The 16,711-nt window shown below is 73.5% G+C and carries 17 protein-coding genes; 9 read left to right on the top strand and 8 right to left on the bottom strand.

Going from position 1 to position 16,711, the window contains the following annotated elements; translation table 11 throughout:
- Positions 1-6 precede the first annotated feature (6 nt).
- On the top strand, positions 7-1,158 hold the full coding sequence (locus GL259_RS09565; protein ID WP_159531092.1) for an acyl-CoA dehydrogenase family protein: 1,152 nt from the start codon (positions 7-9) through the stop codon (positions 1,156-1,158).
- 60 nt (positions 1,159-1,218) lie between these two features.
- On the top strand, positions 1,219-1,506 hold the full coding sequence (locus tag GL259_RS09560) for a YiaA/YiaB family inner membrane protein (RefSeq protein WP_159531090.1): 288 nt from the start codon (positions 1,219-1,221) through the stop codon (positions 1,504-1,506).
- A 176-nt stretch (positions 1,507-1,682) separates the two neighbouring features.
- On the opposite strand, the gene GL259_RS09555 is transcribed toward GL259_RS09560, so the two are convergent.
- Entirely contained in the window at positions 1,683-2,114 is a 432-nt protein-coding gene (locus GL259_RS09555) for a helix-turn-helix domain-containing protein (RefSeq protein ID WP_159531088.1), read from the bottom strand.
- A 98-nt stretch (positions 2,115-2,212) separates the two neighbouring features.
- Between GL259_RS09555 and GL259_RS09550 the strand changes: the two genes are divergently transcribed.
- On the top strand, positions 2,213-2,590 hold the full coding sequence (locus GL259_RS09550) for a VOC family protein (protein WP_159531086.1): 378 nt from the start codon (positions 2,213-2,215) through the stop codon (positions 2,588-2,590).
- 669 nt (positions 2,591-3,259) lie between these two features.
- Positions 3,260-3,904: a TetR/AcrR family transcriptional regulator gene (locus GL259_RS09545; protein ID WP_159531084.1), complete on the top strand. Its 645-nt coding sequence runs from the start codon at positions 3,260-3,262 to the stop codon at positions 3,902-3,904.
- A gap of 7 nt (positions 3,905-3,911) precedes the next feature.
- On the opposite strand, the gene GL259_RS09540 is transcribed toward GL259_RS09545, so the two are convergent.
- Complete coding sequence (locus GL259_RS09540) at positions 3,912-4,373, bottom strand: MaoC family dehydratase (RefSeq protein WP_159531082.1); 462 nt, start codon at positions 4,371-4,373, stop codon at positions 3,912-3,914.
- A gap of 131 nt (positions 4,374-4,504) precedes the next feature.
- Here GL259_RS09540 and soxR point away from each other — a divergent pair, with 131 nt between their 5' ends.
- Positions 4,505-5,014 carry a redox-sensitive transcriptional activator SoxR gene (soxR, locus tag GL259_RS09535; protein ID WP_159531080.1) on the top strand — a complete coding sequence of 170 codons (510 nt, stop codon included), beginning with the start codon at positions 4,505-4,507 and terminating at the stop codon, positions 5,012-5,014.
- Between the two features lie 99 nt (positions 5,015-5,113).
- On the opposite strand, the gene GL259_RS09530 is transcribed toward soxR, so the two are convergent.
- The 4 genes from GL259_RS09530 to GL259_RS09515 form a co-directional block, all read right to left on the bottom strand.
- The gene (locus tag GL259_RS09530) at positions 5,114-6,181 is read right to left on the bottom strand and encodes an RNA ligase (ATP) (protein WP_159531078.1); all 1,068 of its coding nucleotides are present in this window, start codon (positions 6,179-6,181) and stop codon (positions 5,114-5,116) included.
- A gap of 169 nt (positions 6,182-6,350) precedes the next feature.
- Positions 6,351-7,115, bottom strand: coding sequence for a 3-keto-5-aminohexanoate cleavage protein (locus tag GL259_RS09525; RefSeq protein ID WP_159531076.1), 765 nt, complete (start codon positions 7,113-7,115; stop codon positions 6,351-6,353).
- Between the two features lie 115 nt (positions 7,116-7,230).
- On the bottom strand, positions 7,231-7,833 hold the full coding sequence (locus tag GL259_RS09520) for a hypothetical protein (protein WP_159531074.1): 603 nt from the start codon (positions 7,831-7,833) through the stop codon (positions 7,231-7,233).
- 638 nt (positions 7,834-8,471) lie between these two features.
- Complete coding sequence (locus GL259_RS09515; protein ID WP_159531072.1) at positions 8,472-9,722, bottom strand: DUF1343 domain-containing protein; 1,251 nt, start codon at positions 9,720-9,722, stop codon at positions 8,472-8,474.
- A gap of 228 nt (positions 9,723-9,950) precedes the next feature.
- Between GL259_RS09515 and GL259_RS09510 the strand changes: the two genes are divergently transcribed.
- The 3 genes from GL259_RS09510 to GL259_RS09500 are packed head-to-tail and all read left to right on the top strand — an operon-like array spanning position 9,951 to position 13,007.
- On the top strand, positions 9,951-10,724 hold the full coding sequence (locus tag GL259_RS09510; RefSeq protein ID WP_159531070.1) for an SDR family oxidoreductase: 774 nt from the start codon (positions 9,951-9,953) through the stop codon (positions 10,722-10,724).
- On the top strand, positions 10,721-12,385 hold the full coding sequence (locus GL259_RS09505) for an AMP-binding protein (protein WP_159531068.1): 1,665 nt from the start codon (positions 10,721-10,723) through the stop codon (positions 12,383-12,385). Before GL259_RS09510 ends, GL259_RS09505 begins: the two co-directional genes overlap by 4 nt.
- A 28-nt stretch (positions 12,386-12,413) precedes the next feature.
- Positions 12,414-13,007: a TetR/AcrR family transcriptional regulator gene (locus GL259_RS09500; RefSeq protein ID WP_159531065.1), complete on the top strand. Its 594-nt coding sequence runs from the start codon at positions 12,414-12,416 to the stop codon at positions 13,005-13,007.
- Positions 13,008-13,247: 240 nt separating this feature from the next.
- On the opposite strand, the gene GL259_RS09495 is transcribed toward GL259_RS09500, so the two are convergent.
- The gene (locus GL259_RS09495; protein WP_159531063.1) at positions 13,248-14,462 is read right to left on the bottom strand and encodes an acyl-CoA dehydrogenase family protein; all 1,215 of its coding nucleotides are present in this window, start codon (positions 14,460-14,462) and stop codon (positions 13,248-13,250) included.
- A 6-nt stretch (positions 14,463-14,468) separates the two neighbouring features.
- Positions 14,469-15,491, bottom strand: coding sequence for a phosphotransferase family protein (locus tag GL259_RS09490; protein WP_159531061.1), 1,023 nt, complete (start codon positions 15,489-15,491; stop codon positions 14,469-14,471).
- 198 nt (positions 15,492-15,689) lie between these two features.
- Between GL259_RS09490 and GL259_RS09485 the strand changes: the two genes are divergently transcribed.
- A complete protein-coding gene (locus GL259_RS09485) occupies positions 15,690-16,631 on the top strand; it encodes an NADP-dependent oxidoreductase (RefSeq protein WP_159531059.1) in 942 nt (313 codons plus the stop codon).
- Positions 16,632-16,711 lie beyond the last annotated feature (80 nt).

Here is a 16,711-nt window from a genome sequence, read left to right as displayed (position 1 = left end):
CGCGGTATGAACCTGGAGCTCAGCGAGGAACAGGAGGCCGTCCGGCGGCTCGCCCGGGACTTCGTGGAGCGCGAGGTCGTGCCCCACGCCGCCGCCTGGGACCGCGCCGAGGAGGTCGACCGCGGCATCGTGAAGAAGCTCGGCGAGGTCGGCTTCCTCGGGCTGACGATCGACGAGGAGTACGGCGGATCGGGCGGCGACCACCTCGCGTACTGCCTGGTCACCGAGGAGCTGGGCCGCGGCGACTCCTCCGTGCGCGGCATCGTCTCCGTCTCCCTCGGCCTGGTCGCCAAGACGATCGCCGCCTGGGGGAGCGAGGAGCACCGGCGCACCTGGCTGCCGGGGCTCACCTCCGGCGCGTACGTCGGCTGCTTCGGCCTCACCGAGCCGGGCACCGGCTCCGACGCCGGCAACCTCACCACGCGCGCGGTGCGCGACGGCGGCGACTACGTCCTCAACGGCACCAAGATGTTCATCACCAACGGCACCTGGGCCGACGTCGTCCTGCTCTTCGCCCGCTCCACCGACGCCCCCGGGCACAGGGGCGTCTCCGCCTTCCTCGTCCCCGCCGACACCCCCGGCCTGACCCGCCGCACCGTCCACGGCAAGCTCGGCCTGCGCGGCCAGGCCACCGCCGAGCTGGTCCTCCAGGACGTGCGCGTGCCCGCCTCCGCGATGCTGGGTGAGGAGGGCAAGGGCTTCTCGGTCGCCATGTCCGCCCTCGCCAAGGGCCGGATGTCGGTCGCGGCCGGCTGCGTCGGCATAGCCCAGGCCGCCCTGGACGCGGCGGTGCGCTACGCGGGGGAGCGCGAGCAGTTCGGGAAGGCCATCGCCCGCCACCAGCTCGTCCAGGAGCTGATCAGCGACATCGCGGTGGACGTCGACGCGGCCCGGCTGCTGACCTGGCGGGTGGCCGATCTCGTCGACCGGGGGCAGCCGTTCGCCGTGGAGTCCTCCAAGGCCAAGCTCTTCGCCTCCGAGGCGGCCGTCCGCGCCGCCAACAGCGCCCTGCAGGTCTTCGGCGGCTACGGCTACATCGACGAGTACCCGGTCGGCAAACTCCTGCGCGACGCCCGGGTGATGACCCTCTACGAGGGCACCAGCCAGATCCAGAAGCTGGTCATCGGCCGCGCGCTGACCGGGGTTTCGGCGTTCTGAGTACGCGTCTGAGTACCTGAGCGGATGTGGCCGGGGCCACGTCCGCCGATCCTCGTCCCCATGAGTGACACACCGGTCAAGCAGCAGAGCACGGCCGCCTTCTACGGCCAGGCCGTCGCGTCCTTCGCGGTCGCCCTCGGCGCCACCGCGATCGGTATCTTCAACCTCCGGGCCGACGCCTGGGTCCGCGCCTTCCTGGCCGTCGCGGTCCTCTACCTCGTCACCTCCGCCTTCACCCTGGCCAAGGTCGTCCGCGACCGCCAGGAGGCCGGCCAGATCGTCAACCGGGTCGACCAGGCCCGCCTGGAGAAGCTGCTCGCCGAGCACGACCCGCTGCAGAAACTGTGATCCCGGACGGGCTCGCCGAGCCTCGATCCACCGGCTGACGGTCGGTCCAGTAGCCGGACACGACAGCGCGGATGCCCTCTGCGCCGGGACGATCGGACTTCCCACGGCTCCCCGTCTCCCGATCTCGCCGGTTGGCGCGGATGGTCGAGGCGGTCACGAGAGCGCGGTTCGCACCATCAGCGACCGGCCGACGCCGGTCGGCTCCTGACGGGCGCGGCCGCGGTCTGCGGCGCCCGGCCGTATCGTTCGCGGGATTCCTCGACGCGTTCCAGGTGCCGGCGAGTCCATGCGCACATCCCGTGGACGGTGTGCCGCAGCTCCTGACCCGCGTCCGTGAGCGCGTATTCCACGCGCGGCGGCACGGTCGGGTAGACGGTGCGCTCGACGAGCCCATCGCGTTCGAGGCCGCGCAGCGTCTGCGTGAGCATCTTGTGGCTGACGCCCTCCACCTCACCGCGAAGTTGCGTGAGGCGCAGGGTGCGCTCGCCGAGGGTGCTGACCACCAGCAGCGTCCACTTGTTCGCGATGCCGGAGAAGATCTCACGCGCGAGGGAGTGGGCGCGTGTCACATCGGCGTCCTCCGAAACGCGCCTGACCTCCTCGGTCACCGCCAGGTGCCCTTCTCTCGCAAAAGTGCGCTCTTCCCTCCGGCCTTTTCGCTCTCCTACGGTTCCCAGGTATTCACAAGTTACCGTGAGGACACGCCATGACCATTCTCAAGACGTACGCACGCCTGTGGACCGACGAGTTGGACAAGTCGCTGGCATTGCTGCGTGAACTGACCGGCGCAGAGCCCGATCTCCGCTTCGCCTTCGATTCCGTCGAACTCGCAGCGATCGGTGACTTCCTCGTCATCGCAGGGCCGCCCGCGGAGCGTGCCCGCTATTCCCACGCCAGCGCCACCGTGATCGTCGACGACCTCGACACCCTGACCAAGACGCTCGCGGCCGCCGGCGCCGAGATCACCACACCGGAAAGCGCCAGCGCCACCGGTCGGTTCCTGTACGCGCGCCATCAGGGCGGCGCAGAGGTCGAGTACGTGGAATGGGTCCCGGAGCTGGTGGAGCGCATCGTGCGGGCGTAGCCAGTGCGTCCGTGCCCCCGAATCGAAGAGGGTGCCCGCTGACCTGCGAAGACGGGATTTGCCGCACCACCCTCACGCACACTCGGCAAGGCGCCTCGTAAAGGGAAGTCGCCGCACTCCGGCGGCTGTCTCCGCTGCGTTCGATGACGCGAATCCGATCGCGCACGCCGGGCCGGTCCCGGTGGTGCGGCCGGCCGAGCGGTGCGGGCTGCCGCGGCTGATCGCGGGGAAGGCGAAGCTGACCGGGGCGGAGAACGGCGCGGGTGCGGCGGCGGACGCCGAGGTCACCGGCATCGTGGGCGGCATGGCCGTGGGCGCGGACAGCACCGACGACCCGGACGTCCTGCGGCACGGTGCGACGCCCGCCGTGTTCGACCGACGACCCCGCGCCGACACTCGTGGCCGGGCGGGACCACCGTCACCGTGCCGTCGCCGAGCAGGTCATCGCCGGCAGCAGAGCCTCCGCCCTGGCCCACCTGCCCTGCGGGCACGTCAACGCCCACGCCGCCTGGCTCACCCTGTGGGCGACGGCCCTGCCCATCGGCCGATCCAGAACCGGCTCGGAAACCCGTCAGAAGATCACTTTCAGACCACGTCGGTGGATCCAGGCTAAGCGCCCGCTCACCCTTGCCGGTATGGTGTTGTCCCTGCCAGCGAATGGGGTGAGCGATGAGTACGGCGGAGGAGACGGCCGGCGGTGAGGCGCAGCCGTGGGGTGAGGTCACGCCCGACGCGGCCCGACGGCTGCTGCTCGCCGCCGTGGAGGCGTTCGCGGAACGCGGCTACCACGCCACGACGACCCGCGACATCGCCAGCCGCGCGGGGATGAGCCCGGCCGCGCTCTACATCCACTACAAGACCAAGGAGGAGCTGCTCCACCGCATCAGCAGGATCGGCCACGAGAAGGCCGTGGAGATCCTGCGCACGGCGGCGCGCGCCGAGGGCAGCCCGACCGAGCGGCTCGCCGGCGCGGTCAGCTCCTTCGTCCGCTGGCACGCGGGCGGCCGGACCACCGCCCGGGTCGTCCAGTACGAACTCGACTCGCTCGGCCCCGAGGCCCGCGCCGAGATCCAGGGCCTGCGCCGCCAGGTGGACGCCGAGGTGCGCGGGATCATCGAGGAGGGCGTGCGCTCCGGCGAGTTCGACGTCATCGACGTGCACGGCACCACCCTCGCCGTGCTCTCCCTGTGCATCGACGTGGCCCGCTGGTTCAACGTCAACGGTCCCCGCACCCCCGAGGAGGTCGGCGCGCTCTACGCCGACCTCGTGCTGCGGATGGTCGGGGCCGGGGGCCCCGGCGCCGCCCGGGGGTAGGGGCGGCTCAGAGGTAGTAGCGGGCCACCGACTCGGCCACGCACACCGGCTTGTCGCCGCCCTCCCGCTCCACGGTGAAGGCGGTGGCCACCTGGACGCCGCCCGGCACCTCGTCGACGGCGGTGATCGTCGCGGTGGCGCGCAGCCGCGAGCCGACCGGGACGGGGGCCGGGAAGCGCACCTTGTTCGTGCCGTAGTTGACGCCCATCTGCACGCCCTCGACGGAGATCAGCTGCGGGCCGAAGAGCGGCAGCAGGGACAACGTCAGGTACCCGTGCGCGATGGTCGTCCCGAAGGGCCCCGCGGCGGCCTTCTCCGGATCGACGTGGATCCACTGGTGGTCCCCGGTGGCCTCGGCGAACAGGTCGATCCGCTTCTGGTCGACCTCCAGCCAGTCGGTGTACCCCAGCTGCTCGCCCACCGCCGCCTTCAGGTCGTCGACGGACGTGAAGATCCTCGGCTCTGCCATGTCCCGGCCTCTCGCGTCACGTAGTCGCAGGCGCATCCGTGTGCGCATGCCTAAGCAACTGCTTAGCATGGTGCGCCCGGCAGCCCCTGTCAACGGACCGGCCGCCGGACGGGGTGGGTAGGGTTCGGGGAGTGCACCGGATTCCAGAGAAGATCCACGAACTCACGGTCGGCCAGCTCTCCGCCCGCAGCGGCGCCGCCGTCTCCGCCCTGCACTTCTACGAGTCCAAGGGCCTGATCAGCAGCCGCCGCACCCCGGGCAACCAGCGCCGCTACAGCCGCGACACCCTGCGCCGGGTCGCCTTCATCCGCGCCGCCCAGCGCGTCGGCATCCCGCTCGCCACGATCCGCGAGGCGCTCGCCGAACTCCCCGAGGAACGCACCCCCACCCGGGAAGACTGGGCCCGCCTCTCCGAGGCCTGGCGCTCGGAGCTGGACGAGCGCATCAAGCAGCTCAACCGTCTGCGCGACCACCTCACCGACTGCATCGGCTGCGGCTGCCTCTCCCTGGACACCTGCGTCCTGTCCAACCCGGACGACGCCTTCGGCGAACGCCTGACGGGTTCCCGCCTGATGGACGAGAACGGCGGCGCAGGCCGCCGCCGCGCACGCCGGGAACGCGCACCGGAGGAAGCCCGCTGAACGCCGGGCCGGCACGCCGACGGGCCCCGTGCCCCCCGGCGGGGGAGCCCCGCCGGGGGGCACACCCCGGAGCCGCCCGGCAACCGCGCACCGCCCCGCTCACTCGTACTCCGTGGCGCCCTTGCGGGTCAGGTACGCCGGGCTGACCGCCTTCGCGATGGCGCGGCCGCCGGTCACCGCGCTGTACCGCTCGACGGCCGGGCGGATCACCACGCCCTCCCGCAGGTGCAGCTCCCGCCCGGACACCGTCTCGCGGCCGGTGGCGATCTCCAGCACCCGCTCGCTGTCGTACGGGCCCTCGAACAGCCGCGGCACCAACGGCAGCCGCCCCCGGAGCAGTTCCGCCGCGTCCAGCCAGCGCACCCGGCCGTCGATCTCCGCGGACACGTCGAACACGGCGTACCCGAGGGTGTCGCGCCGCCCGTCCGCACCGTACGTCAGGTCCTGCACCCCCGCGCCGTACACCTCGCCGAAGACGCCGACGCGCCGCGCCCCGAGCCGCCCGGCGAGCTCCGCCGCGACCTCGGCGACGCCGTGCCCGCGCACCGCGCGCCAGTACAGGTTGCGCGGATCCTCCTTCAGCGCCAGCGACCGGGAACCGAACCCCTTGGAGGAGACGTGCACCCGCTCCTCGTCGGCGACGTACGTCAGCAGGCAGGCCGAGCCGTGCACCTTCTCGGTGAGCACCACGGGCTCGCCGGGGGTGAACATCTCCGGGTGGCGCCGGATGTTCTCGATGTCGACCCACGGCAGCAGCCCGGGCGCGGACTCCACCTCGCCGTTCATGGCGGGCGGCACGGGCGGCACCCACTTGGTGATGCCGAGCAGCTCCGCGAAGTCGGTGCCGTCCTCGGCCGCCCTCACGAGGTCGACGTCCGCGAGGGCCTTCGGCCGGCACACGATGCCCTGCGACAGCTCGCCGCGCAGCCGCACCGCCTTGACCCGGTCGCGGCCGCCGCCCGCCAGGCGACCGGTCAGGCCCAGCTCCTCGATCAGGCCGGCCGGCAGCACGGCCTGCTCGGGGATGTAGACCGCGGCGTCTCCCGTGCGGTAGGCGCCCTTGGCGACGACGGCCCGGTACAGGCCCACCTGGGCCAGCTCGAGGGCGTCGGCACCCGGATGCCCGTGGACGGTCAGGACTTCGGCGGTGACGCGCAGCGTCGACATCGGGACTGCTCCTGGGCTTCGTGGCCGGGTTTCGTTCCCCCGACTGTCCACGGGGGAAAGGGGTGGAGCGACCGGTTTACCCACTGCTACGGTCGGGCCGCCGGCGCCCGTGCCGGGCGCGCCGCCGGCTGTCCGCGGCCGCCGCCCGCGCACCGTGCGGCGCGGTCCGTCACCCGTCCGCTCCGGCACGGCCCCGAGCCACCCGCCGGGCCCGTCCGTGGATCCCGACCGCCTCCGCCACCAGCAGGGCGTTGGACCCCGCCGCCCGTCCGTCCGGCAGGAACAGCGTGTCCTCCAGGCCGATGCGGGTCGCGAGCCCCAGCCGGCCCGCGAGGCGCAGCACCGGCCAGGTGCCGCCCTCCTCGCCGTGCAGCAGGACCGGCAGGCCGTGCGCGGAGCCCAGCTCGGACAGCAGGGCGTGCGCGGACCGCTCGGCGCTCGCCGCGTCCGGGTCCGTGACCTCCGCCAGCACCCGCGACACCCCGGGCGCGAGCGGTGAGGCGGCGAACCGCGCCGCCCCGTCCGTGCCGGACCAGATGCCGGCCTCGACGCCGATGCCCAGCTCCAGGAGCGCGCCGGCGACCTCCTCGGCACCGGGCTCGTGCCAGTTGACCGAGGCGTGGTCGGGCGGCTCGGGCAGACCGGCCCAGCCGCGCACCCGCTCCAGCCGGGCCGCGGGGTCGGGCTCCGTCCAGGCGCCCGTCGTGACGCCGACCGGCACCGGCACCGGCAGGCGTGCCCGGATCGCCTCCAGCGTCCTCGCCAGCACCCGCGGCGACAGCGTCTCCCGTCCGCACGGCGTCCGGGGGTGGACATGGACGTCCGTCGCCCCGGCCGCGACCGCCTCCGCCGCCGACTCGGCCATCGCCTCCGGCGACAGCGGCACCCCCGCCCCGTCGGCCGCGCTCCGGGACCCGTTCAGACACACCTGCACCCCGTCGGCCCTCCCGGTCCCCGGTCCCTGCCCGGCCGCCGAGGAGGACGACGGGGGTGCGGCATCCCCGGCGCACCCCCGCGCCCCCCGGCGCTCCCCGCTCCTCGGACGCCCCTCAGGCCGACACCAGCAGCCTCGCCCGCCTGGAGTCCGCCAGGGCCTCGGGGGTGAGCACGGGGCGCGGCACCAGGATCCCGCAGTCCGTGCAGACCGGGCCCGCCGACGGCTCGTGGTCCAGGTCGTACCGCCACACGAGCCGTTCCCCCCGGCACACGGGGCAGGCCGAACCCGGCTCGCGCTCCAGCGCGGCGATCAGCCGCCGCAGCACCTCGGCCATCGGCCCCCGCGGGTGCACCCGCGGATCGTCGCACCAGGCCACACCGAAACCGCCCCAGGTCAGCCGGTGCCAGTCGTCCACACTGCCCGGCCGGCGCAGCCCGTCGTGCTTCTCCTTCTTGCGGCGCTCGGCGAACTCGACCTCGTAGGCCAGCCAGACCGCCCGCGCCTCCTCCAGCTCCTCCAGTGCGGCCACGAGCCGCACCGGGTCGACGGAGCGGTCCTCGGGGTCGAACCCGGCCCGCGAGCACAGGTGGTCCCAGGTCGCCCTGTGCCCGTAAGGAGCGAACCGCTCAAGGCACTTGCGCAGCGAATAACGCCGCAGTGCCGGGTCGCACCGCGGATCTCGGACCTGTCTCGCCAGACTTCGGAAACCGGCCATCGTCCTGCACCTCCGTCACACCTGCACCTGTAGTCCGTCACTTCGGCGTCGTCGAACGGACGTCGCCGAATAGACGTATCGACACGCGAATCGGCTCCATCCTTTTTCCGATGGCCCCGTCGGCCGGTCACGGGGGTGCACATGGCAACTCCCGTGTCGCGCGCTTCAGTTGTGTTCGTCCACGGTCGTCCGCAGCCGTCCAGGACCGTCCACGGGAACGTCCCGTCCCGCCCTCGCCGGGAGGAGGAACCCCATGCCGCGGCGCGCACCCCGCGCACCGTCCTCGACGGACTGAGAACTCCCCGCGGCTGCCACGGGTTCCTGAAGAGCACGTCGATATGCGTGCCGATCGCCGGTCTTTTCGCCCCGGCGTCCCGGACGGCCGCGGCCGGACCCGCGACGTCCCAGGTCACGGCGGAGGACGAGCGCCGCGGCGGCAGGCGCCGGGCACCGGCGGGCCGTGCGGCGCGCCCCGCACGGTGACGCGGAGCACAGGTGGCACGGAGTGCAGGGGAGCGCAGGGAGTACGGAGCACAGGCGGGCCCGGGCGGTACGGGACACAGGTGGCGGGAACGGCGGCGGACCGGTCCCGCCCGGTCCGCCGCCGGAGTCCGCTCAGCGGTGCAGCCGCAGTCCGCTCAGCGGTACAGCAGGTACTCCCGCCGCACCCCGCGGAACGCCGCCAGCTCCTCCTGCCAGCCGGCCACCACCTCGTCCGTGTCCGCCCCCGCGTCGATCATCGTGCGCACCCGCGCGGAGCCGGTGAGCTTGTCGATCCAGTGGTCCGGACGCCAGGCGAACCCGCTCCACACCCGCCTGGCCGTGACCAGCAGCCCGATCCCCGTGCGCACGGGGTCGAACGCCTCCCGGTCGTGCACGTGGAGCTGCACGCCCCCGACGGTCCTCCCCTGGAACTTGGAGAACGTGGGGGCGAAGTACGCCTCGCGGAACCGCACGCCCGCCAGCCCCAGGCCGTTCGCCGCCTCCGCCCAGCGCCCGTCGACGCCCTCGGCGCCCAGCAGTTCGAACGGGCGGGTCGTCCCGCGCCCCTCGGACAGGTTGGTGCCCTCGAACAGGCACGTCCCCGAGTACACCAGCGCCGTCTCGGGCGTCGGCATGTTCGGGCTCGGCGGCACCCAGGGCAGCCCGGAGGCGTCGTGGAAGTCCGACCGCCTCCAGCCCGACATGCGCACGGTCTCCAGCGCCACCGGCTCCCGGAGGAACTCGCCGTTGAACAGCAGGGCCAGCTCCGCCACCGTCATCCCGTGCGCCTGCGAGATCGGCTTCCGCCCGACGAAGGTGGCGAACTCCTCGTGCAGCACCGGACCCAGTGCCGCCCGCCCCGTCACCGGGTTCGGCCGGTCCAGGACGACGAACCGCTTGCCCGCGAGCCGCGCCGCCTCCATGCAGTCGAACAGGGTCCAGATGTACGTGTAGAAGCGCGCGCCCACGTCCTGGATGTCGAAGACGACCGTGTCCACGCCGGAGGCGGTGAAGACGTCGGCGAGCGGCTGACCGCTCTTCAGGTAGGTGTCGTACACGGGCAGGCCGGTCGCCGGGTCGTCGTGGCGGCCCTCGGAACCGCCCGCCTGCGCGGTGCCCCGGAAGCCGTGCTCGGGGCCGAAGACGGCGATCAGGTCCACGCGGTCGTCGGCGTGCATGACGTCCACGATGTGCCGCACGTCCCGGGTGATGCCCGTCGGGTTGGTGACGACGCCGACCCGCTGCCCCTCGAGCGGCGCGTAGCCGTCCGCGGCGAGCCGCTCGAACCCGGTGCGCAGCCCGCGGCCCCCCGCCGGGGCCCGCCCGGGGACCGCGTGCGCCGGGGCGGCGGACGCCGCCACCGCGGCCGTGGTGGTGGCGAGCAGGCTCCGTCTGGACAGCTTCATGCGGTGACCTCCGTGATCGCGGCGGGTGTCATGGCCATGCACGCTAGCGCGCGTGACGGTCCCGGGGAACGAACCGGACCGACCCCGTTCGGGTGACCCCTTCCACCGCGCATACCGACCGGTTAGTCTGGCGCGACGAACCGCACCGCCGCAGCCGCCGCACGGCCGGGGCCGACACGCGCGCGGCTACCCTGCGGCGGTGCGAGGAAGCCGCGTCGAAGGAGACCGATGGTGGAAGCCGTGCAGGGTGCGAAGGTGGTCGTCACAGGGGCCGGGGGCGGCATCGGGGCGGCACTGGCCCGGCGCTTCGCCGGCCAGGGGGCCCAGGTCGTCGTCAACGACCTGGACGCCGACCGCGCGAAGGCGGTCGCCGAGGAGATCGGCGGCATCGCCGTCCCGGGCGACGCCTCCACGGTCGTCGCCGAGGCCCGTGACGCGCTCGGCGGCACGGTCGACGTCTACTGCGCCAACGCGGGCGTCGGCAGGGACGGCGGAGAGCCCGGCGAACCCCTCGACGAGCGGGGCTGGGCGCTCTCCTGGGACGTCAACGTCATGGCGCACGTCCGCGCGGCGCACGCGCTGCTCCCGGACTGGCTGGAGCGCGGCGGCGGACGCTTCGTCTCCACCGTCTCCGCCGCCGGACTGCTCACCATGATCGGCACCGCCCCCTACAGCGTCACCAAGCACGGCGCGTACGCCTTCGCCGAGTGGCTGTCGCTGACGTACCGGCACCGCGGGGTGAAGGTCCACGCGATCTGCCCGCAGGGCGTGCGCACCGACATGCTCGACGCCAGCGGCAGCGCGGGCGACCTGGTGCTCAAGCCGACCGCGATCGAGCCGGAGGACGTGGCCGACGCCCTCTTCCGCGGCATCGAGGAGGACCGCTTCCTGATCCTTCCGCACCCCGAGGTCGCCGAGTACTACCGGGCCCGCGCCGCCGACCCCGAGCGCTGGCTCACCGGCATGAACCGCATCCAGCAGCAGTGGGAGGCCACCCGGTGACCGGCTCCCGCTACGCCGCCCGGCCCTGGCTGGCCCTCCTCACCGGCGCCCAGCGCGCCCCGGTCGACCCCGCCGGCTCCCTGGTGCACGCCCTGCGCCGGGCGGTCGCCGAGACCCCCGACCGCGCCTTCCTCGCCTACTTCGACGGCCGCCTGACCTACCGGGAGACCGACGAGCTCAGCGACTCCGTCGCCGGCCACCTCGCCGCCCGCGGTCTGCGGCGCGGGGACCGGGTGGCGATCCTGCTCCAGAACTCCCCGCTCTTCGTCCTCGCCCTGCTCGGCGCGTGGAAGGCGGGAGCGGTCGTCGTCCCCGTCAACCCGATGTACAAGGCGGGCGAGGTGACGCACGTCCTGCGGGACGCCGACGTGACCGCGCTGATCTGCTCCGACCGGGCCTGGGAGTCCTACCTGCGGGACACGGCCGCCGACTCGCCCGTGCGGATCGTGCTCACCGGCTGCGAGCTGGACTTCCAGACCCGGAACGACGCGCGCGTGCTCACCTTCGAGCGGCTCCCGCAGGCCCCGGACGCCGACGACCTCACGGCCGTGGCCCGCCGGGGCCACCGCGCCCCCGGGGACCGCGACCCCGCGCCCGCCGACACCGCGCTGATCAGCTACACCTCGGGCACCAGCGGCACCCCCAAGGGCGCCACCAACACGCACCGCAACATCATGTACAACGCCGAGCGGCAGCGCACCGGCCTGGGCCTGCCCGAGGCGCCCGTCTACTTCGCGCTGGCGCCGCTGTTCCACATCACCGGCATGGTGTGCCAGCTCGGCGCCTGCCTCAACAGCGGGGGCACGCTGGTGCTGGCGTACCGCTTCGAGGCCGGCGTGGTCCTGGACGCCTTCGCCGAGCACCGGCCGCACTACACCGTCGGCCCGTCCACCGCCTTCATGGCGCTGGCCGCCCACCCCGGCGTGAGCCGCGACCACTTCTCCTCCTTCCGGGTCATCTCCTCCGGCGGCGCCCCGCTGCCGCCCGCCCTGGTCGAGAAGTTCCGGGCGGGCTTCAGGCCGTACATCCGCAACGGCTACGGGCTGACCGAGTGCACCGCCCCCTGCGCCTCCGTCCCGCCGCACCTGGAGGCGCCCGTGGACGGGGCCTCCGGGACGCTGGCCGTGGGCGTGCCCGGGCCCGACACGGTCGTACGGATCGTCGACGACCAGGGGCGGGAGGTGCCCTTCGGCGAGCAGGGCGAGATCGTCGTACGCGGGCCGCAGGTCGTGCCCGGGTACTGGGGGCGGCCCGACGCCACCGCCGAGACCTTCCCGGACGGCGAGCTGCGCACCGGCGACATCGGCTTCATGGACGAGCGGGGCTGGCTCTACGTCGTCGACCGCAAGAAGGACATGATCAACGCCTCCGGCTTCAAGGTGTGGCCGCGCGAGGTCGAGGACGTGCTCTACACGCACCCGGCGGTGCGCGAGGCGGCCGTCGTCGGCGTGCCCGACGGGTACCGCGGGGAGACCGTCAAGGCCTTCATCAGCCTGCGCCCCGGCGCCGGGGCGGACCCGGCCGAGCTCGCGGCGTACTGCAAGGAGAGACTGGCCGCCTACAAGTACCCGCGTCAGGTGGAGGTCCTGCCCGACTTGCCGAAGACGGCCAGTGGGAAGATCCTCCGTCGGGAACTGCGTTCCCTGACGCACGACGACTAGCAGCGACACGGAAAGGCGGGTGGCGGCAGTGCCCAGGACCACGGACGGGGACGGCACTCCGGTGCCGCAGCGGCTCCTGGCCGCCGCCACCCGGCTCTTCGCCGAGCAGGGCTACGACCGCACCTCCGTGCAGGAGATCGTCGAGGCGGCCGGCGTCACCAAGGGGGCGCTCTACCACTACTTCGGCTCCAAGGACGACCTGCTGCACGAGGTCTACGCGCGCGTGCTGCGCGTCCAGCAGGAACGCCTGGACGCCTACGCGGACGCCGACGAGCCGATCGAGAAGCGGCTGCGCGGCGCGGCGGCCGACGTCGTCGTCACGACGATCGAGAACCTCGACGACGCGTCGATCTTCTTCCGCTCCATGCACCACCTGAGCCCGGAGAAGAACAAGCAGGTGCGCGCCGAGCGCCGCCGCTACCACGAACGCTTCCGCGCGCTGATCGAGGAGGGGCAGGAGGCGGGCGTCTTCTCCAGGGCCACCCCGGCCGACCTGGTGGTCGACTACCACTTCGGCTCCGTGCACCACCTGTCGACCTGGTACCGCCCCGACGGCCCGCTCGGCCCGCAGGAGGTCGCCGACCACCTGGCGGACCTGCTGCTGCGGGCACTGCGTCCGTGAGGTCCTCCCGGGCGCCCGCCGGGTGATCGGGCACGGCCGCCGCCGGGCACCCCGGATCCGGCTGCCGGACCCCGGCGCACGGCGGCCCCCGCCCGCTCACCGGCCGGCCGTCCCGGCCCCGGGGGCCACCGCCCGCGCCCGAGCGCGTTCCTCGTCCCCCGCCCCGTGGCCCGCCGGTTCCCGCGCCCGCGCGACTTCCCGCGGGCGCCGGTCCCGGCGGACTGCACCGCGTCCGGGGGCCTACCGGTACTTCTTCAGCTCCCGCCGCGCCAGCGACCGCTGGTGCACCTCGTCCGGCCCGTCGGCGATCATCAGCGTGCGGGCGCCGGCGTACAGCTCGGCCAGCGGGAAGTCCTGGCTGACCCCGCCCGCGCCGTACAGCTGGATCGCCCGGTCGAGGATGCCGACGACCGTGCGCGGGGTGGCGATCTTGATGGCCTGGATCTCGGTGTGGGCGCCCCGGTTGCCGACGGTGTCCATCATCCAGGCCGTCTTCAGCACCAGCAGCCGCAGCTGCTCGACCGCGACGCGCGCGTCGGCGATCCAGTTCTGCACCACGCCCTGCTGCGCCAGCGCCTTGCCGAAGGCGTCCCGGGACACCGCCCGGCGGCACATCAGCTCGATCGCCCGCTCGGCCATGCCGATCAGCCGCATGCAGTGGTGGATCCGGCCGGGCCCGAGCCGCGCCTGGGCGATGGCGAAGCCGCCGCCCTCCTCGCCGATCAGGTGCGACACCGGCACGCGCGCGTGGTCGAAGACCACCTCGGCGTGGCCGCCGTGGTAGTGGTCCTCGTAGCCGAACACCTGCATCGCGCGCTCGACGGTGACGCCCGGGGTGTCGCGCGGGACGAGGACCATGGACTGCTGACGGCGGATGTCCGTCCCGTCCGGGTCGGTCTTGCCCATCACGATGAAGACGGCGCAGTCCGGGTGCATCGCCCCGGAGATGTACCACTTGCGGCCCGTGATGACGTACTCGTCGCCGTCCCGCTCGATGTGCGTGGTGATGTTGGTGGCGTCGGAGGAGGCCACCTCCGGCTCGGTCATCGCGAACGCCGAGCGGATCTCGCCCGCGAGCAGCGGCTCCAGCCACTGCTTCCTCTGCGCCTCGTCCCCGAACTGCGCCAGCACCTCCATGTTGCCGGTGTCGGGCGCGGCGCAGTTGGTGACGGTCGGCGCGAGCTGGGGGGAGCGGCCCATGATCTCGGCGAGCGGCGCGTACTGGAGGTTGGTGAGCCCGGCGCCGTACTCGGAGTCGGGCAGGAACAGGTTCCACAGCCCCTGCCGCCGGGCCTCGGCCTTCAGCTCCTCCACCACGGGGACGGTCTCCCACGGCGAGGCCAGCCGCCCGCGCTGCTCGTGCGCGACCCGCTCGGCCGGGTAGACGTGCTCGTCCATGAAGGCGAGGAGCCTGGCGCGCAGCTCCTCGGTGCGCGCGTCGAACGTGAAGTCCATGTCCCGTCAGCCTTCCTGAAGAGTGGTCAGACCGTGCCCGATGAAGACGGGGACCAGGTCGCCGATGCGGTCGAAACCGCGCCCGACCGTCTGGCCCAGGGTGTAGCGGTAGTGGATGCCCTCCAGGATCACGGCGAGCTTGAACCAGGCGAACGCCGTGTACCAGGACACCGCGCCGACGTCGCGCCCCGAGCGCTCGGCGTACCGCTCGATCAGCTCGGCCGGCGCCGGGTGCCCGGGGGCCTCGGCGGTCGTGGAGACGGGGGAGTCCGGCATGCCCAGCGGCATGCTGTACATCACCAGCAGGCCCAGGTCGGTCAGCGGATCACCGAGGGTGGACATCTCCCAGTCGAGGATCGCCCTGATCCGGTCGTCCTCGCCGATCAGGACGTTGTCGAGGCGGTAGTCGCCGTGCACCACGGCCGGCGCGGGGGAGCGGGGCAGCGCGCGCCCGAGCGCGGCGTGCAGCTCGTCGATCCCGGCCAGCTCGCGGTTGCGGGAGGCGTCGAGCTGCTTGCCCCAGCGCCGCAGCTGCCGGTCCAGGAAGCCCTCGGGCCGGCCGAAGTCCGCGAGTCCCACCTCGCCGGGATCCACGGCGTGCAGCTCGACCAGCGTGTCCACCAGGCCCAGCACGGCGTCCCGGGTGCGCTGCGGGCCGAGCGGGGCGAGCTGGTCGGCCGTGCGGTAGGGGGTGCCCTCGACGAACTCCATGACGTAGAAGGGCGCTCCGAGCACCTCCTCGTCCTCGCACAGCAGCACGGGGCGGGGCACCGGCACGGCGGTCGGGTGCAGCGCGTCGATCACCCGGTGCTCGCGCTTCATGTCGTGCGCGGTGGCCAGGACGTGGCCGAGCGGGGGCCGGCGCACGACCCACCGCGCGGTGCCGTCGGAGACCGCGTAGGTGAGGTTCGACCGTCCGCCCTCGATCAGCCGGCCGGAGAGCGGGCCGTTCACCAGGCCGGGCCGCTCCCGTTCGAGCAGGCCGCGCAGCCGGTCGAGATCGAGTCCGGGCGGGTGGTCGGGGCTCATCGTCGCTCCTACGGGCAGGTGAACAGTACCCGCCCTATGATGCCGACCGGTCGGTATGCCGTCCAGGGTGCGGGCGAAACGTGATCGGGGCCACGATAGGCATGCGCGGCGTCCGCCGTCCGCCCGGCCGCCGCGCGATCGGTGTACACCGGGCCGTTCGGCTTGCACGGCGCGGGAGGACCCCGGAGGGTCGGACCCATGAAGGCGATCAGCTACTCACGGTACGGCGGCCCCGAGGTGCTCGAGCTCGGGGAGGCCGACGATCCCCGGGTCGGCCCCGACGCGGTGCTGGTGAAGGTGCGGGCGGCGGCCGTCAACCCGGTCGACTGGAAGTGCCGCGAGGGATACCTCGACCCGGTCCTCCAGGCCGTCTTCCCGGTGATCCCGGGCTGGGACGTCTCGGGTGTGGTCGTCCGGCCCGGACCCGCCGTCCCGGAGTTCTCCGCCGGCGACGAGGTCATCGGCTACGTGCGCGAGGACGTCCTCTCCCGGGGCACCTTCGCCGAGTACGTGGCCGCCCCGGTGCGCGCGCTGGCGCCCAAGCCGCGCAACCTCACCTTCGAGGAGGCGGCCGGTCTGCCCCTCACGGGCCTCACCGCCTACCAGGTCCTCAACAAGGTCCTCGGGGTCAGGCGCGGCGAGACCGTCCTGGTGCACGCCGCGGCCGGCGGCGTCGGCTCCGTCGCCGTCCAGCTCGCCGCCCACCTCGGCGCCCGGGTCATCGGCACCGCGAGCGAGGGCAACCACGATTTCGTCCGCCGGCTGGGCGGGGAGCCGGTGAGCCACGGCGAGGGCCTGGCCGAGCGGGTGCGGGGGCTGGCCCCCGAGGGCGTGGACGCGGTGTTCGACTCGATCGGCGGCGACACCCTGAGGGTCTCCGCGAACCTCCTCGCCCCCGAGGGCCGCCTGGCGTCGATCACCGACCCCGAGGTGGTCGGCTACGGCGGCCGGTACTGGTTCGTCCGCCCCGACCCGCAGGACCTGCGGCGCCTGTCCGAACTGGCGGAACAGGGCGTGGTGGGCGTGCACGTCTCGGAGACGTTCCCGCTGGAACGCGCGGCGGACGCGCACCGGCTGAGCCAGGAGGGCCGGACCCGGGGCAAGATCGTGGTGACGGTGGCCGGGGAGGCGGACGGGTAGACGGGGAAGGAACGGCCGATCCCGGACGACCGGACCGGGAAGGGACCGCCGGCCCCGGACGACCGGACCGCGGAAGGGCC

The organism is Streptomyces sp. Tu 3180, assembly GCF_009852415.1.
Lineage (GTDB): Bacteria > Actinomycetota > Actinomycetes > Streptomycetales > Streptomycetaceae > Streptomyces.
The sequence above is the reverse complement of the archived record's forward strand: the minus strand, read 5'-3'. Positions and strand labels throughout refer to the sequence as shown.

Coding starts and splice junctions, on each gene's coding strand:
- GL259_RS09565 (WP_159531092.1), top strand. CDS start 7: ATGAACCTGGAGCTCAGCGAGGAACAGGAGGCCGTCCGGCGGCTCGCC.
- GL259_RS09560 (WP_159531090.1), top strand. CDS start 1,219: ATGAGTGACACACCGGTCAAGCAGCAGAGCACGGCCGCCTTCTACGGC.
- GL259_RS09550 (WP_159531086.1), top strand. CDS start 2,213: ATGACCATTCTCAAGACGTACGCACGCCTGTGGACCGACGAGTTGGAC.
- GL259_RS09545 (WP_159531084.1), top strand. CDS start 3,260: ATGAGTACGGCGGAGGAGACGGCCGGCGGTGAGGCGCAGCCGTGGGGT.
- GL259_RS09540 (WP_159531082.1), bottom strand. CDS start 4,373: ATGGCAGAGCCGAGGATCTTCACGTCCGTCGACGACCTGAAGGCGGCG.
- GL259_RS09530 (WP_159531078.1), bottom strand. CDS start 6,181: ATGTCGACGCTGCGCGTCACCGCCGAAGTCCTGACCGTCCACGGGCAT.
- GL259_RS09520 (WP_159531074.1), bottom strand. CDS start 7,833: ATGGCCGGTTTCCGAAGTCTGGCGAGACAGGTCCGAGATCCGCGGTGC.
- GL259_RS09515 (WP_159531072.1), bottom strand. CDS start 9,722: ATGAAGCTGTCCAGACGGAGCCTGCTCGCCACCACCACGGCCGCGGTG.
- GL259_RS09510 (WP_159531070.1), top strand. CDS start 9,951: ATGGTGGAAGCCGTGCAGGGTGCGAAGGTGGTCGTCACAGGGGCCGGG.
- GL259_RS09495 (WP_159531063.1), bottom strand. CDS start 14,462: ATGGACTTCACGTTCGACGCGCGCACCGAGGAGCTGCGCGCCAGGCTC.
- GL259_RS09490 (WP_159531061.1), bottom strand. CDS start 15,491: ATGAGCCCCGACCACCCGCCCGGACTCGATCTCGACCGGCTGCGCGGC.
- GL259_RS09485 (WP_159531059.1), top strand. CDS start 15,690: ATGAAGGCGATCAGCTACTCACGGTACGGCGGCCCCGAGGTGCTCGAG.